Here is a 15,002-nt window from a genome sequence, read left to right as displayed (position 1 = left end):
TATGGGTAAATATGCTATTGAATTAAATAATATTACCATGGTATATCCCGGAGCAAACTTCAAAGCTAATGAGGATGTCTCATTAGCTATTGAAGAAGGCACTGTCTTATGTTTAATTGGCGAAAACGGCGCAGGTAAATCTACTTTAATGAATATCCTTTATGGATTATTTGAACCTTCTGATGGTGAAATAGTAATTAGAGGTGAAAAGAAAGTTTTTCATTCTAGTCTAGATGCTTTAAAATCAAATATTGGTATGGTTCATCAACATTTTATGCTTGTTGAAGAATTATCAGTTCTTGAGAATATAATAATAGGGTTCGAACCTAAAAAAAATTTGTTTATTAATAAATTAAAGGCTAGGAATAAAATTACTAAAATCATGAAAGATAATGGTATGGAAATTCCTTTAGATGAAAAAGTTTTAAACCTCCCTGTAGGTATGCAACAGAAAGTAGAAATAATAAAAATCTTATATAGAGGTGCCGATATATTAATTTTTGATGAACCAACTGCTGTTTTGACGCCTCAAGAAACTCAAGAATTATTTATAAATATTAGAAAATTAATTACTGCTGGAAAAACTATTGTATTTATTACTCATAAATTAAACGAAGTTATGGAAATAGCTGATAATATTGCAATTATGAGGCGAGGTAAAATGGTAGGGTTTGTTAAGAAAGATAGCACGAATACAGTTGAACTTGCTGAATTAATGATTGGATCTAAGTTGCCAAAACTTAGGGAAAGGAAAACTTTAAACCTTCCTGTAGTTGCAAGAATTAAAGGTCTAACAGTAAATTCTAAAACTCAAAAACCTTTATTAAATAATGTAAATTTAAATATTAGAAAAGGTGAAATTGTTGGTATTGCCGGTATTTCAGGAAATGGTCAAATTGCCCTTGCTGAGGCAATTACTGGGGTAAAAAAACCTGATTCAGGAAGTTTTGAATTAAACGGTAAAGATTTTACTAATCTAACTCGTAAAGAAAAAATCCATAATGGTATAAGTTACATTCCTTTCGATAGAAAAAAGGAAGGACTAAATATGGAGTGGTCACTAGATCAAAATTCAATTGCCGGTTTCCATGATTTAGATGAGTTTCTAAAAAGTTATGGGCCTTTAAAACTCTTAAATAAAACTACCATTAAAAACAATGCTCAAAGAATGATTAAGAAATTTGATATAAGAACCCAAAGTTATAATACTAAAATCGCATCACTATCTGGCGGAAATCAACAGAAAGTTGTTATAGGTAGAGAAACTTTAGTAAAGAAACCAAAACTATTAGTTGCAGCAGAACCGACTCGCGGAGTTGATATTGGTGCAATTAGTTTTATTCATGATTACATTCTGCAATTAAGAAATGAAGGTACTGGTATTTTATTATTTTCATCAGATTTAGATGAGATATTTACTTTATCTGATACGATTTTAGTTATGTACGAAGGTGAACTAGTTTGCAAGTTTAATTCTAACGAAATTACAAAAGATGAGCTCGGTTTGTATATGGCAGGAGCTAAACGAAATGAGGTTTTTTATGAATAAAATAACCACAGAAACTTTAAAAAAGTTATCTAATCCTATAATTGCTATTTTAATCTCTCTTTTATTAGGAATTTTTCTTATTATTCCGACAGGTGAGAGTCCTCTAGAGGTTTATAAAATGTTACTTGTTGGATCTCTAGGAAGTAAAATTAGTTTATATGGCACCTTTGCTGCTGCTACTCCTCTATTATTTACAGGTCTTGGAGCGGCAATGTCGTTTAGAGCTGGTGTATTTAATATTGGTTTAGAGGGCCAATTGTATATGGGGGCTATGGCTTCAGCATTATGTGGCATTTATTTTAGCTTTTTGCCAGCGTTTATTCTTTTACCTTTATGCTTGATTTCAGCTCTTATTGCTGGAGCAATATGGGGCTTTATACCTGCAATTTTAAATGTTAAATTGGATGTTAATATATTTTTAAATTGCATAATGATGAATTCTATAGCTCAGCTATTTTGTAATTATCTATCAGCTTATCCTTTTAAGGGTGAATTACCAATTTCAGCTACTGCAAAGGTTTCTGATAAAGCTTTTTTGCCAAAATTAGCTGGTAATATGAATGATTTAAACCTTGGTTTTATAATTGCAGTCATATTAGCAATAATTATATATGTTGCATTGTTTAAAACTAGATTTGGTTATGAAAGTAGGGCAGCTGGAATAAGTAGAATATTTTCAAGATATATTGGTGTAAATGCCGCAAGGAAAACTATAATAATAGTCATGATTAGTGGTGCTATCGCAGGACTTGCCGGTGCTGAGAGAATTCTTGGTGTTAACCATCGATATATTGCTGATTTTTCAAATGGTGTAGGTTATACAGGAATAGCTGTTTCTTTACTTGCCATGCACAATCCTATTGGATGTGTTGTTGCTGCAATATTTTTTGGTGCTTTAGAAAATGGTGCTATTCAAATGGAAGTAATGACAAATATTTCACGGGATTTGGTTTCTTCTATAGAAGCGATAATGATAATTTTTATGGCAGGATCATATAGCTTTCCACGATTAAAAAAATACTTAAATAGTAGAAAAAAGGAGACTATAAATGCTTGATAGCTTGACTATAATAATTGAAGTTACAATTAGGTCTTTTCCCGCTATTTTGATGGGGGGACTTGCAGGTTTAATTACACAAAGAATTAAAGTTGGAAATCTCGGACTCGAAGGTTTTATGTTAATTGGTGCATTTGTTGCTGTTTTAGGCAGTTATTATTCCGGTTCTTGTTGGTTCGGTATATTTTTAGCTTGTTTTATAAATGCTCTATTATGTATATTTTTCATCATTTTTAATCAAGAATTTAAAGCAGATAATGTAGTAATGTCTGTAGCAATCAATATGTTTGCTTTGGGAATTACAAAATATATGTTATCGGTTTTATTTGGTGTAAAAGGAGCTTTTTCTTCACCAAAAATTATTGGTGTACCAAAAGTTAATTTACCTTTTTTAGAAGATATTCCAATATTAGGAGCTTTTGCTCATCAATCGATTTTAGTTTATATTTCTTTAATATCTTTGGTTTTTATACAATTATTATTATTTAAAACTAGTTTGGGTTTGAGAATTAGAGCAACTGGCCCAAATGAAATGGCGGTAATTACTGCTGGTGTAAACACTAAAAAAGTTAAAATATTAACATATATATTAAGTGGCATTTTGTGCGGTTTAGCAGGGGCATATCTTTCATTAGGTCAACTTACAATGTTTACTGACAACATGACAAATGGTAGAGGCTTTATTTCAATGGCCGCAGCTAATTTTGGATTTGGCTTACCTGTTGGAACCTTTTATGGTGCATTATTATTTGGATTTGCTGATGGAATTACTATGCGGGCACAATTACAGGGGTTCCCTCCACAGTTGGTTTCAATTATCCCATATTTGATTACTATTCTAACTCTTTGTGGAATTGGGCTATATAGAAAATATCGTTTGAAGGAAATTTAATAATGAAAACTAAAAAGAAAAAAAATATATTGCTAATTACTACTGATCAGCAAAGGTATGATACCATAGCTGATGAAAATCACAAGTTTATTAAAACTCCTAATTTAGATAATTTAATAAAAGATGGGAAATTATATAATAATTGTTACTGTGCTCTCCCAGCTTGTATTCCTTCAAGGCACAGTATTTTAACAGGAGAGTATAGTTCTGTTCATAATATGGATCATAATTATTTTAATAACGAAGAATTTGTTCCATATGATGTACCATCTTTCCCAGAATTTTTAACTGAAGCCGGATATGATACTCAAGGTATAGGTAAAATGCATTTTGTTCCAACTCGTAAATCAAATGGTTTTAATCATTTAAAATTGATGGAAGAAATTCCAGATTATATTGAAGATGATGAATACACTATGTTTTTAAAAGAAAAAGGTTATGGAAGATTTCAGTCTGTTCATGGAGTTAGACATTATCTATATATGCAACCTCAACAATCTATGTTACCTGAAGAACTTCATGGTTCAGCTTGGGTCGCTAATGAAACTATATCTGCAATGGATAAATTAGATGGTTCAAGACCATTTATGTATTGGACTTCTTTTATTTCACCTCATCCTCCTTTTGATGTTCCATCAACGTGGGCTCATATGTATGATGATATACAGTTACCTCCATTAGTTGAGTCTAAAACACCAATTTCCAATATTGCCATTGAAAATAGTAAAATTGGTGAATATGCAAATAAAGAAAGACAAGAAAGAAGTAGAAGACTTTATTATTGCTCTCTCTCTTATGTCGACTATCAAATTGGTAGAATAATAAAAAAAATGAAAGATATGGATATTTATGATGATACTTTAATTGTATTCACATCTGATCATGGAGAGATGCTTGGAGATTGTGGAACTTTTCAAAAATTTCTTCCTTATGATTTTTCATCAAAAGTTCCTTTTATTATAAAACCTCCAAAAAATATGAGTCTTACAGTAGAACAAAATGAGATGGTTAACCTTATTGATTTATTCCCAACGTTTATGGATGTTGCAGATATTAATATACCATTAGTGGATAAATTACCTGGGGAAAGTTTATTTAAAAAGGATAGAAAGATTGAAAGAAGTTTTACTTTTGTAGAGTACCATAGAGCAAATAAAAGATGGGTGTCTTTAGTTTCTAATACATATAAGTATAATTATTACTATGGTGGAGGCAAAGAAGAGTTATTTGATCTTATAAATGATCCTTTTGAAACTGAAAACTTATTATATAATACGGACCTGTCATTAGATGTTTTAAATATTAAAAATACTTATAGGAAGAAATTAATACAATATGAAAAACAATTAGGTCCCCAGGGGTATGTTGTTGAAGATGATTTTATTGTTTTAGATACTTATCAACCTAATTGTTTTGTTGAAAGGAATTTCCCTAAATTCCCTTTACATTTAAAAGAGGAAGAAAGGAAAAATATGCTAAATTTAACTGATGAATTGCAACTGGCTATTCAAAATGAACCATTAATGGATGATTTTAAAGTTGAGAACTTTGAAGTGATTAGAAAAGTATATAAAGAGTAGAATTTTTGAGTAAGATTAGTATTTTTTTGTACTGATGATTATATAATTGATTTAGTATTCAGACACATTTTTTTTGTAATTCATAAATTAAGCAATAAGTAAACTTTCGTTTTTAAATAAGATATACTATAGACGTTAATCTACAGTATATCTTAGGAAAACTATAAATAGCTGAATTTAATCTATTAATTAGCAGAAAGTACGAGTTCTTTTTGAGTTTTCCATCTATAATCTGCAGTAACTTTTACATCCAACTGGTAGTTTTTATCCCAAATAATCACTAGCTTTTTGTTTTCTTCTTGTAAAGAAAATTGAGCTGATGAAGGGAAAGTGAATTCGCCAAACCCTTTAATTGTTATACAAATTGTTGTTTTATTCCTTTTTATAGCTAAATTTAATCCATGAATATTTAAATTTTTTATAGAAAAATTGTTATATTTCGTTTCAATTATATGAAAATTAAATCCGTCTATATTTGGATGTATTCCAACAACAAATCTAATAATGAAATCTGTGTAAAGTGCTCCCCAACCATGGAAGGGTAGGCCAGCACCATCTCCATTTTCTGCATCATAATATTCATAACAGTTGTTGTTATGAATTGTTGAAGATAAAAATCTATTTAAAATCATAGCAGCAGCATCAGGATGAGAAGATTCGATTCCATATAAAATTGACCAGGTGATTTGTGGCCAATTTGCTCCTCGCCAAAAATCATAAGAACAGTATGAGTTTTCACTTTTACTTACAGATGGGATAGGGGCTTTGGTAAAGAATTCTTCATCAGAAAGGAGATATTCTTGTATTAAACGGTCTTTCTGTTCTTTAGTTGGTATATCAGTCATTAAAGGAAGTAATCCTGCAGCAGTTTTTACAAGAATCTTTTTGTTAGTTCCTGCCTCAAGATCATAATAAAATCCATCTTTTGAATTATACATTAGAGTATTCATACTTTTTTTAGTTTGTTCTTGTTTTTTTATCAAACCTTTAGGTTCTTCTTTGCCTAGTATTTTAGCCATTTTTATGATTGTTTGTCTCATTAGATAGATATATGTATTGAAATCTACACCTTCAATAAAAGGATCAAGAACCCTATTCCTAGTTGCCTCATCAAATCTAGGACTGTTATCCCAGCCTGATTCCCAAATGTTTGTGTATGCAGATAATCCTCTATTACCTAAGTCACGATATAAGGTTAACCAATTATCATATGCTAGTAATGAATTATAAAAGAACTCTAAGTAGTCTTTATTTCCAAATTTTTTATAAACTTCGTTAATAGTTATTCCAATGACAGGGGGTTGTGTTGTTCCAGATGTTTTTGCATCTCCATCCATCCATTCTCTACCATTTGTTGGATACATAAATAATTCATAAGGAATCATTCCATTGCGCCATTGATTTAGAACAAAATTCTTCATTTCTTGTTCAGCATGAGTTGAATCATTATTCCATAACCATGCAATAGTTTGGAATGCTGAATCCCAGAAAAATTGATTGTAATAGTGGAATTTATTTACTGATGTAAATGGGAATTTCATCCTTTCTTCTGGGAATTTTATTTTCCCAGCAAACAATATATACCAACTAGTATAATATATTTTTTCTAATTGTGTATCATCACAATCAAATTGAGGTATTGTTTTAGTAAAAATATTCCAACGAGATATCTCATTGTTTTGAGCATCTAATATGCTTTTATTGAGTGTAGGTGTGGTTTTCGTTTTTAAATTGTCTAATGAAAACTCTACTGATAGTGAATCATTAAGTTTTGGATTCCACTTAAAACAATAGAAACTATTTCTTGAAGTAACAGAAGTATTAAGCAAATTTTTGGCTTTTCTTCGGATTTCTTCATTGACCCAAAAAGTATAACGTTTTTTAAGATTATGACTTGTAAAATAGTGACTTTTTGCAATATCTACAGGATAAAGAGGTGAAACTGATATTGATTCCATTGGTTTTGATACTGACAGATTAAAAGAAAGATTGTCCCATTTCCCTTCTAATATTTGATTATTGATAACATCTAGTTTACAATTCCCTTCTTCCTCCCAATGATAAGGAATTCCTTGAGGAGAAAATAAACAAGAACCAGTAAATAAAATTGTTATATCAATGGAACTTTTAATATCCATTTCTAAAAACGCAGTATTTTCTTTGACCGTGATAACTTGAGTTATTTTTAAATCTTTTGAAGAAAATATAGATAATTTTTTAATAGGATCTGTCGAACTGTATGTTTCTGTCAAAGTAAGCTTTTTCCCTTCTTTATCAAACACTTCAGCTTGAAATAATGGCTGAAATTGCATAATTGAGGAAACAAAACATTCAGGAAGACCGGGGAATGATAGACCTTTCTTTTTTCTTATGGTTATAAGGTTTCCAAATTGAGTATCAAGTTCTGGTATTTGAGTGAAAAAGTTTTTAGTTTCTAGGGTATATTTCATAATTATTGACCTTTATATAAATTGTTTTGCCTAAAGAAAAGGGGGAGTTAGTTTCTAGTAGAATTAATTGTCCTTGTTTCAAAGAAAGTTGGTAACGATTTATATTACCAAGATATGAGCGGCTAGTAATGATAGCAGGAATCCAATCCGGGGTAGGAGTGTGGCTGAATAGTAAATCCTCAGGGCGTGTAAAAAGTATTCCTTTACCTTCGAAATTTGGTTTTTTAGGCAAAAATATTTTTTCACCAGAAGATAAAATGAATGTATTATTTTGTATGGTCCCTTCAATAAAATTTGCTTTGCCAATAAAATCTGCGACAAATTGATTTGCTGGTTTTTTATAAATTTCTTCAGGATTACCAATCTGTAACACTTTACCTTTGTTCATAACAGCTATCCTATCAGAGATTTCCAAAGCTTCTTCTTGATCATGTGTTACATATACTGCTGTTATTCCTAACCTTTGCTGAATTTGCTTAATTTGTTTCCTTAATGAAATCCTTAATTTTGCATCGAGATTAGATAGCGGTTCATCTAGAAGAAGAATTTCTGGGTTGATTACTAAAGCTCTAGCTATTGCAACTCTTTGTTGTTGACCCCCACTCATTTCTTCAGGGTATTTTCCCTCAATATTTGGTAGTTCAACCATGTCCAAAGCCCATTTGACTTTATCTCTAATTGTTTTTGAGTCTACTTTTTTTATTTCTAATCCATATGCAATATTTTTAAATACTGTTTTATTTGGCCATAGGGCATAGTTTTGAAAAACGAAGCCAATATTTTTTTTCCATGGTGGCAAACTTGTATTATCTTTGTCGTTAAATAAAATTTTCCCTTTCTCTGGTCGTTCAAATCCCGCTATAATTCTAAGTAATGTGGTCTTTCCACATCCAGATGGTCCTAATAGAGTGAAAAATTCTTTTTCTTTTATTTCAAGTGATACATTTTTTAATGCTTGTAATTTACCAAAATTCTTTTCAATATTTATTATTGAAAGGGATGTTGTTTTACGATTTTGTGTATTAGATTGCTTCAAGGCGGACCTCCGTAGGTTTTCTAGTTTTTATTGTTACTATGTATAAAGGTATATATAACATCATCATAAGTAGTACTGTCATTGAAGATGCAAGCCCAAAGTCAGCACCTGCATCAATAGTGTTTTCAAATACAACAGCAGTCATAGGTTTCCAAGGGGGACGATATAAAATTATCGTGGCACTAATCTCAGTCATTATTTGTAGAAAAGCGAGTGTAGCACCACTAATAACTCCACCAATCATTAAAGGAAATGTAATTTGCCAAAAACTTTTCATTGTGTTTGCACCAAGACTTTGAGCAGCTTCTTCTAGAGCACTGTGTACTTGATAAAGAGCTGTTTCTGCACTTTTAACTGAATATGGAAGTTTTCGGACAAAATATGCAAGAACTAAAATTAACCATGTTCCAGTTATCATTATAGGTTTTTGATTAAAAATTAAGATAAAACCAATACCTAATACCGTACCTGGTATAAGATAAGGAGCCATTACGAGTTGATTTAGAACACCTGAGGCTTTCCATTTCTTTCGTTTTACAAGAATGTAAGCTATACCAATACCAAAAATTATATTTAATGCTGTGGCAATGCCTCCTGTAAATAGTGTTACCCATACCGAGTTTAAATTTGATTTAAATAGATTTACATAGTTAGCAAGAGTAGGATTAGAGGTAATAACACCGGCTCTCCAGGTAAAGAATGAGGTAATTAATACTGATAGATGAGGTATGAATGCACACAATAATACGATAAAAGTTATTAAATATGTTAAAATTCTATGTTTTGTGCTAGCTCTACGTGCAGATGGTTTGTTTGTTTTTATGGAAGCATATGAGCGCCTTGCTAAATAAATTCTCTGACCTGTTAGCATAATGAATGAAATGAAGATCATAATCATACTACCTGTGCTAGCAATAGAAAAATTACCTCCTATTTCATTAATGTATTCTTTGTAGACAAGTACTGGGAGTACATTTAAATCTAGTGAAATTACATATGGTGTACCAAAATCAGTGAATGCCGTCATCATGGCCATGTACATTCCATTAATTATTCCCGGCATTACTAAGGGAAGTTCAATCCTCCAAAATGTATTCCGTCTATCTCCTCCTAGGCTCATTGAACTCTCTCTTAAAGAATTATCTACTGAAGTAAAAGTATCATAAGTAAGCAGGAAAATAATTGGAAATATTAACCATGTTATAACCCAAATAACTCCATGTATACCAACAATTGACCAGTCTAAACCTAGCATACGAGTGAGGATCCCATTACTTCCTAATAACATCCTCCATGCATATGCTCCGAGAAACGGTGGTGCCATTGATGCCATAGTAATAAGTGTTATAACAAAACTAGTGCCGGGTATTTTAAAACGAGAATATAGATAGGCTAAACCTACTCCTAATATAGTGGCAATAAATGTGGAAAATAAGGTTACTACTAAACTATTTTTTATAGCTGTTATATATTTTCTTGTTGATAAAAATTTCAGATAATTGCTAAGAGTAAAGTGCTTTGATCTATCTTCTATACGTAAGTATGCTCCTTCTGAGAAAGATATTTTTACTTGAGAATTATTTAATTGTTGAACACTAAAAGGAGTTGTCTTTTGTTCTCCAAAAAGAGATCCAAATACTTTTTGAGAAATAAATAAAATATTATTTTTAGTTTTAATTTGAACATTAGATTCTACAACTTCTGCTGAGATTGATTCATTAGTAGTAGGAGTTGAAATATAGATTTCTCCTGGTTTTTTAGAACTAATAGAATATGCTTTTTCACCTTTCTGATATAGCGTAAAAGCGTTTTTTGTTTGATCTGTTAAACTAAAACCTTCCATGGCTTCTGTTTCAACGCTCAATTCATTGCTTTCTTTACTTGTAGTTATCGTTAGTTCTCCTCCATCTTGCTGAAAAGAACTTTTAAATATCCAAAATTGAGATGTGATTATAAGCGATGCTAAAAAGATCAATGTAAAAGCCGTGAATAATTTCCATGGATCTTTAAAAAATCTTATTATTTTTGACAAGATAGTCTCCTTTTTAAATGCAAGCCATTTTAATTAATTAAATATGGCTTGCATATATTTTAAATATTATTATTTAAGTAGAGCATCAAATTTAGCATTTACAATTTGTCTTGGCTCGTTTGCTGTGAAAAGATTTAGTTTGCCTAGTTTAGGTAAAACCTCAGGTGGGTCTACATCTATTCTAGCTGATCTTCTAGAAATGGTATCTACAGCAATTTTATGTGCTTCTGGAGAAGAAACAAAATCAATAAGTAATTTGCCTAATTCAGGGTTAGGACCATTCTTTACTAGAGCAATTGCATCCATTTGTACTGTAACAGCATCTTCTGCATAAATCATCTTAACAGGAAGTCCCTCTGCTTCCCATGTAGCACCTAAATCTTCATTTATGAATCCAGCAGGTAATTCTCCATCACGAACAGCTTTAAACATAGCATCAGAGCCTGGTATTACAACACTGTTTTCTAACATTTGTTCAATAAAATCCCATCCATATGCATTTACTAACCCAGAAACTATCGTGTAACCTGTACCTGATTTATTAGGATCTGCAAGTGCTATAGCCTTACCTTTCCATTTAAGATTAACTAGGTCCTTTACTGTGGTAGGATACTCATCTTCACTTAGAAGATTTGTATTTACTAGGATAGGCTGGCATAGGATTGCGAAAGGGTGCCATTTATGTGCAGGGTCAGTGTTCTGCATAAATTCATCTGCAGGGGATTCGTAAGATGCAAATAATGATTCATATGATTCAAAACTTGTAGTATCTCCACCCCACATGACATCCGCTGATGGGTTGCTTTGTTCTGCTTCAAGTCTAGAAAATAGTTCACCTGTACCGGCTTTGATTTGTTCAATCCTTACATCCGGATATTTTTCATTGAAGGCATCAAGAATTGGATCGGTAATTTCTGGACCATGTGGTGTGTATATTGTAACGACCCCCTTAGGTCCTGAAGTAATTTCTTGTTCTTTTGCTCCTGCAGCAAATAGTAATGATAAAGAACATCCAGTTAAAAACATAATAGATATTAAACGTTTCATAAACTCTCCTTTGGTTATGTCCAAATTCATTTTGGTAGTAACCATTTATACTATAACTCATTTTTATTATATGTCAATTGTTTTTTATTATATGCAATAACTTTCTAAACTATATACATTTAAGGAGACTGTTTTACCGGTTATTTTATTGACATGTTTATTAATACCATTTAAAATAATGGATATGTCCAAATATAAGAGAGATACTATGCAAACATTTAAATATATGAAGATAATCGAAAAAATTCGTAATAATATCCAGCACGGTGAGTGGTTGGAAGGTCAAAGAATTCCATCTGAAAGAGATTTAGCGATTGAATTTGAAGTAAGTAGGATTACTATTAATAAAGCAATAGAATGTTTGATCGATGAAAATTTACTAATCCGTTATAAGAATAGGAAAGGAACTTTTGTAAATAGTAGAAATACTGTAGATCCCATTAATCTTGTTGGAGTTGCCATTGATGATGTTTCTGATAGATTTGGTTCAACTTTATTGAGAGGAATTGAGGATTTTTTGTGGCATAAGAAAATTCATACAGTTATATGCAATGGAGATCGGGATTTTTATAAAGTAAGAGACTATATAAATTCACTTTCAAAAAATAAGATTGATGGTGTTATTTTTTCTCCAGTTATTGATGAAAGCACTGATTTTTCACAAAATATTGAAATAGTAAAAATTTTAGAAATGCAAAATATTCCATTTGTGTTAATTGATAGAACTATCCCTGGATATGCTGCAAATTCAGTATCATCTAATCACTATGAAAGTGCTCGTTTAATTACTAGAGAATTGATTAATAGAGGGCATAGAAATATTCTTCTTATGAAGGGGTTAGATTGTTCAAGTATGGATGATAGAGAAAAAGGATATTTAGATGCTTTAAAAGAAGCTGGAATACCGATTCATCCTTCATTCCTGACGCAATTCAATGATAATAAGCTGTTCAAACAACCGGATAAGGAAGAAATAGGTAAAATATATCAAACCTTAAAAAGATTAAGTCAATCTTTTACGGCTGTTGTTGTTTTAAATAATAGACTGTTAAGAGGATTTAAACTTGCTATGGAAGAGATAGATCCTAATTGGGAGGATAACATAACAATTGGATTACATGATCTTTTTTCTCTTCAAGAGCAAAAACCAAAGAATCTTTTGCAAATAATCCAACCGGATTATGAGATCGGAAAGGAAGCGGCACGGTTGCTTCTTCAGATTATTGAAGATCGTTCTACTGTAAATAAGCAAATTGTCATTGAATCAAAAAGTCTTTTTTAATGTAAATTGTTATTTATCTATATTCTAAATTAGATATCATTCAATTTATAAAAAGATAATATCAATTTATGGTTTAAATGTAGTTCTATCTGTATTCTATTATTACTTAGACTTAAAATGTATTTTCTTATCTCTTGTGAAAATAAGAAAAACATCTAGCCTTTGATAGTGTATGTAAATTAATAATAATCTTTTTCCAAAGTAAGAAGAGAGTAGTATTTTATTAAAAAAAACTAGTGCTTTGTCTTAGATAAAATTAATTAACTTATTAATATACACTATCGGCCTAGATGCAAGTATTACTGGTATCGAATAAATAAAGGTATAATAGTTTTAATTTATTAATCAGCGTTTACTTTTTTAAGTTGGTTATCATAATAAATTTTATTTCTCTTTGCACAAATTGTGTATATTACTATTTGAAATAATTCTTATATCTTTAGATTTAAATGGAGAGTCAATTTCCTGTTTGAAAGAAGAAATTTTGCCTCCTGCTTCTTGAACTAATAGCATTCCAGCAGCAGCATCCCATGGATTTAGCGTACATGCAATGTAAGCGTCTTGCTCTCCATTTGCTACTTGGCAAAATCCCATGACAGCACACCCATAAGATCTAACTTGTCCTGCATTTAGTAGTAGATATTGTATTTTCTCACTAATTTTTTGTCTTTCATTTAAAGGGCCTAAATCAAAATCTATTCTCGAATTCGTTAAACTTGAGGTCTCTGACACCCTAATTTTTTTCCCATTTTGAAAAGCACCTTTATTTCTTTCAGCTAAAAAAATATCATCAGAGACTGGGAAAATAATACCACCAACTTCAGGAATTCCATTAATTGTAAGCCCAATGCTAACACCAAATTCAGGGAAAAGTCCTCTTACAAAGTTTTGAGTTCCATCTATTGGATCAATAATCCAACATCTTTCCTTTTTTGTATAACTTATTGAATCTAGTCCAGATTCTTCTCCAATAATTAAATCATTTGGAAATTGTTTCTTAATTTTTTCTACTATTAACTTTTGTACATTTACATCTACTTCGGTTAATAAATCATTTGCATGCTTTTTTGTAGAAACATGTAAGTTTTTTCTATTAACATATTGTTTTACAATATATTTAGAAACAAAATTAAGTAATTCTTCTAAATATTTTAAATCGTCCATTTTATGCCTTCTTTCTTTTTTTATTTGCTTACTTATTTAATCAATTTAAGTATTTTGTATTACAGAAATACTTTTTAAAATGCTTTCTCTTGGGTTTATAACTTCTCTAAATCTCTCAGGGTAAATTTCTAGGGTGTAAAATCCATTATAATTTATAGACTGTAATGCTTTTACATAATAATTGAGTGGAATCTGTCCTGTATTAAGTGGCCAGTGTGTTTCATTATTTTGGCTAACATCGTGTATATGTGTATGAATAACTTTTGTTAAAAACTCTTGTGGATATTCTAAATTTAGGTGGCCATTTAAAACATTTGAATAAGTATGGCCAATATCCCATCCAATTCCTAATATAGGACTATTAACGCGGTTACAGATTTCAACTATATTCTTATATTTAGTCCCAGGATCTTGAATTCCTTTTTCCCTATTTATTTCAAGTGCTACTTTAATTGGGAAATTAATTAACTTTAGTTTTTGAGTAAGCAATCTTAAATTTTTTGCAGTGTTATCAATTAAACTCTCAATAGATACGGAAGAATCTGTTGATGATAGTGCGTGTAAATTCAGCATCAAATGAGTCTGCTTATTTTGTTTAATATCCTTTAATACTGTAGGAAACCATGGATAATCATTTTCAATATCTCCCTCTTTAATTATTTTTGGTAAATGACAATGTAAAATTACAATAAGATCATTTTTTAAAATTGTCCTACATGCTTCAATAACTTGTTGAGGAGGTGCTTCGTCGTTGAAATTTGATATTTCTATACCGCTTAAAACTTTTTTCTCTAAAGGCAAAAAAGATTTTGCAGGACCGAAATTTTTAGTAAGGATTTCATCCCTTACATTTTTTACATTGCCCGATAGATAACTATAGGGGAGAGATAGTGAAATTTTTTTCATAGTTGAC

At 30.7% G+C, this 15,002-nt stretch carries 11 protein-coding genes; 5 read left to right on the top strand and 6 right to left on the bottom strand.

What is annotated here, in order from left to right; all coding sequences use genetic code 11:
• Position 1 precedes the first annotated feature (1 nt).
• Genes ACZ5SO_RS08055 through ACZ5SO_RS08040 form a run of 4 tightly spaced genes read left to right on the top strand, consistent with a single transcriptional unit; the run spans position 2 to position 5,078 of the window.
• Positions 2–1,549: an ABC transporter ATP-binding protein gene (locus ACZ5SO_RS08055; RefSeq protein ID WP_464623934.1), complete on the top strand. Its 1,548-nt coding sequence runs from the start codon at positions 2–4 to the stop codon at positions 1,547–1,549.
• Positions 1,542–2,606 carry an ABC transporter permease gene (locus tag ACZ5SO_RS08050; protein ID WP_464623933.1) on the top strand — a complete coding sequence of 355 codons (1,065 nt, stop codon included), beginning with the start codon at positions 1,542–1,544 and terminating at the stop codon, positions 2,604–2,606. The genes ACZ5SO_RS08055 and ACZ5SO_RS08050 overlap by 8 nt, the downstream gene beginning before the upstream one ends.
• A complete protein-coding gene (locus ACZ5SO_RS08045) occupies positions 2,599–3,498 on the top strand; it encodes an ABC transporter permease (RefSeq protein ID WP_464623932.1) in 900 nt (299 codons plus the stop codon). Before ACZ5SO_RS08050 ends, ACZ5SO_RS08045 begins: the two co-directional genes overlap by 8 nt.
• Before the next feature lie 2 nt (positions 3,499–3,500).
• Entirely contained in the window at positions 3,501–5,078 is a 1,578-nt protein-coding gene (locus ACZ5SO_RS08040) for a sulfatase-like hydrolase/transferase (protein ID WP_464623931.1), read from the top strand.
• Positions 5,079–5,263: 185 nt separating this feature from the next.
• Here ACZ5SO_RS08040 and ACZ5SO_RS08035 read toward each other — a convergent pair whose 3' ends face one another.
• The 4 genes from ACZ5SO_RS08035 to ACZ5SO_RS08020 form a co-directional block, all read right to left on the bottom strand.
• On the bottom strand, positions 5,264–7,528 hold the full coding sequence (locus ACZ5SO_RS08035) for an amylo-alpha-1,6-glucosidase (RefSeq protein WP_464623930.1): 2,265 nt from the start codon (positions 7,526–7,528) through the stop codon (positions 5,264–5,266).
• Entirely contained in the window at positions 7,506–8,564 is a 1,059-nt protein-coding gene (locus ACZ5SO_RS08030) for an ABC transporter ATP-binding protein (protein ID WP_464623929.1), read from the bottom strand. Before ACZ5SO_RS08030 ends, ACZ5SO_RS08035 begins: the two co-directional genes overlap by 23 nt.
• Positions 8,551–10,596, bottom strand: coding sequence for an ABC transporter permease (locus ACZ5SO_RS08025; protein WP_464623928.1), 2,046 nt, complete (start codon positions 10,594–10,596; stop codon positions 8,551–8,553). The genes ACZ5SO_RS08030 and ACZ5SO_RS08025 overlap by 14 nt, the downstream gene beginning before the upstream one ends.
• Before the next feature lie 69 nt (positions 10,597–10,665).
• Positions 10,666–11,643, bottom strand: a complete 978-nt coding sequence (locus ACZ5SO_RS08020; protein WP_464623927.1) for an ABC transporter substrate-binding protein — start codon at positions 11,641–11,643, stop codon at positions 10,666–10,668.
• Positions 11,644–11,827: 184 nt separating this feature from the next.
• Here ACZ5SO_RS08020 and ACZ5SO_RS08015 point away from each other — a divergent pair, with 184 nt between their 5' ends.
• Entirely contained in the window at positions 11,828–12,925 is a 1,098-nt protein-coding gene (locus ACZ5SO_RS08015) for a GntR family transcriptional regulator (RefSeq protein WP_464623926.1), read from the top strand.
• A gap of 384 nt (positions 12,926–13,309) precedes the next feature.
• Here ACZ5SO_RS08015 and ACZ5SO_RS08010 read toward each other — a convergent pair whose 3' ends face one another.
• Both ACZ5SO_RS08010 and ACZ5SO_RS08005 read right to left on the bottom strand, forming a co-directional pair.
• Positions 13,310–14,089, bottom strand: a complete 780-nt coding sequence (locus ACZ5SO_RS08010) for an inositol monophosphatase family protein (protein WP_464623925.1) — start codon at positions 14,087–14,089, stop codon at positions 13,310–13,312.
• 45 nt (positions 14,090–14,134) lie between these two features.
• Entirely contained in the window at positions 14,135–14,995 is an 861-nt protein-coding gene (locus ACZ5SO_RS08005) for a sugar phosphate isomerase/epimerase family protein (RefSeq protein WP_464623924.1), read from the bottom strand.
• Positions 14,996–15,002 lie beyond the last annotated feature (7 nt).

The organism is Pleomorphochaeta naphthae, assembly GCF_055396005.1.
The sequence above is the reverse complement of the archived record's forward strand: the minus strand, read 5'-3'. Positions and strand labels throughout refer to the sequence as shown.

Bases quoted from the DNA above. Each gene is read 5' to 3' on its own strand.
- ACZ5SO_RS08020 (WP_464623927.1), bottom strand. From the start codon at position 11,643: ATGAAACGTTTAATATCTATTATGTTTTTAACTGGATGTTCTTTATCA.
- ACZ5SO_RS08035 (WP_464623930.1), bottom strand. From the start codon at position 7,528: ATGAAATATACCCTAGAAACTAAAAACTTTTTCACTCAAATACCAGAA.
- ACZ5SO_RS08050 (WP_464623933.1), top strand. From the start codon at position 1,542: ATGAATAAAATAACCACAGAAACTTTAAAAAAGTTATCTAATCCTATA.
- ACZ5SO_RS08010 (WP_464623925.1), bottom strand. From the start codon at position 14,089: ATGGACGATTTAAAATATTTAGAAGAATTACTTAATTTTGTTTCTAAA.
- ACZ5SO_RS08055 (WP_464623934.1), top strand. From the start codon at position 2: ATGGGTAAATATGCTATTGAATTAAATAATATTACCATGGTATATCCC.
- ACZ5SO_RS08015 (WP_464623926.1), top strand. From the start codon at position 11,828: ATGTCCAAATATAAGAGAGATACTATGCAAACATTTAAATATATGAAG.
- ACZ5SO_RS08045 (WP_464623932.1), top strand. From the start codon at position 2,599: ATGCTTGATAGCTTGACTATAATAATTGAAGTTACAATTAGGTCTTTT.
- ACZ5SO_RS08040 (WP_464623931.1), top strand. From the start codon at position 3,501: ATGAAAACTAAAAAGAAAAAAAATATATTGCTAATTACTACTGATCAG.
- ACZ5SO_RS08005 (WP_464623924.1), bottom strand. From the start codon at position 14,995: ATGAAAAAAATTTCACTATCTCTCCCCTATAGTTATCTATCGGGCAAT.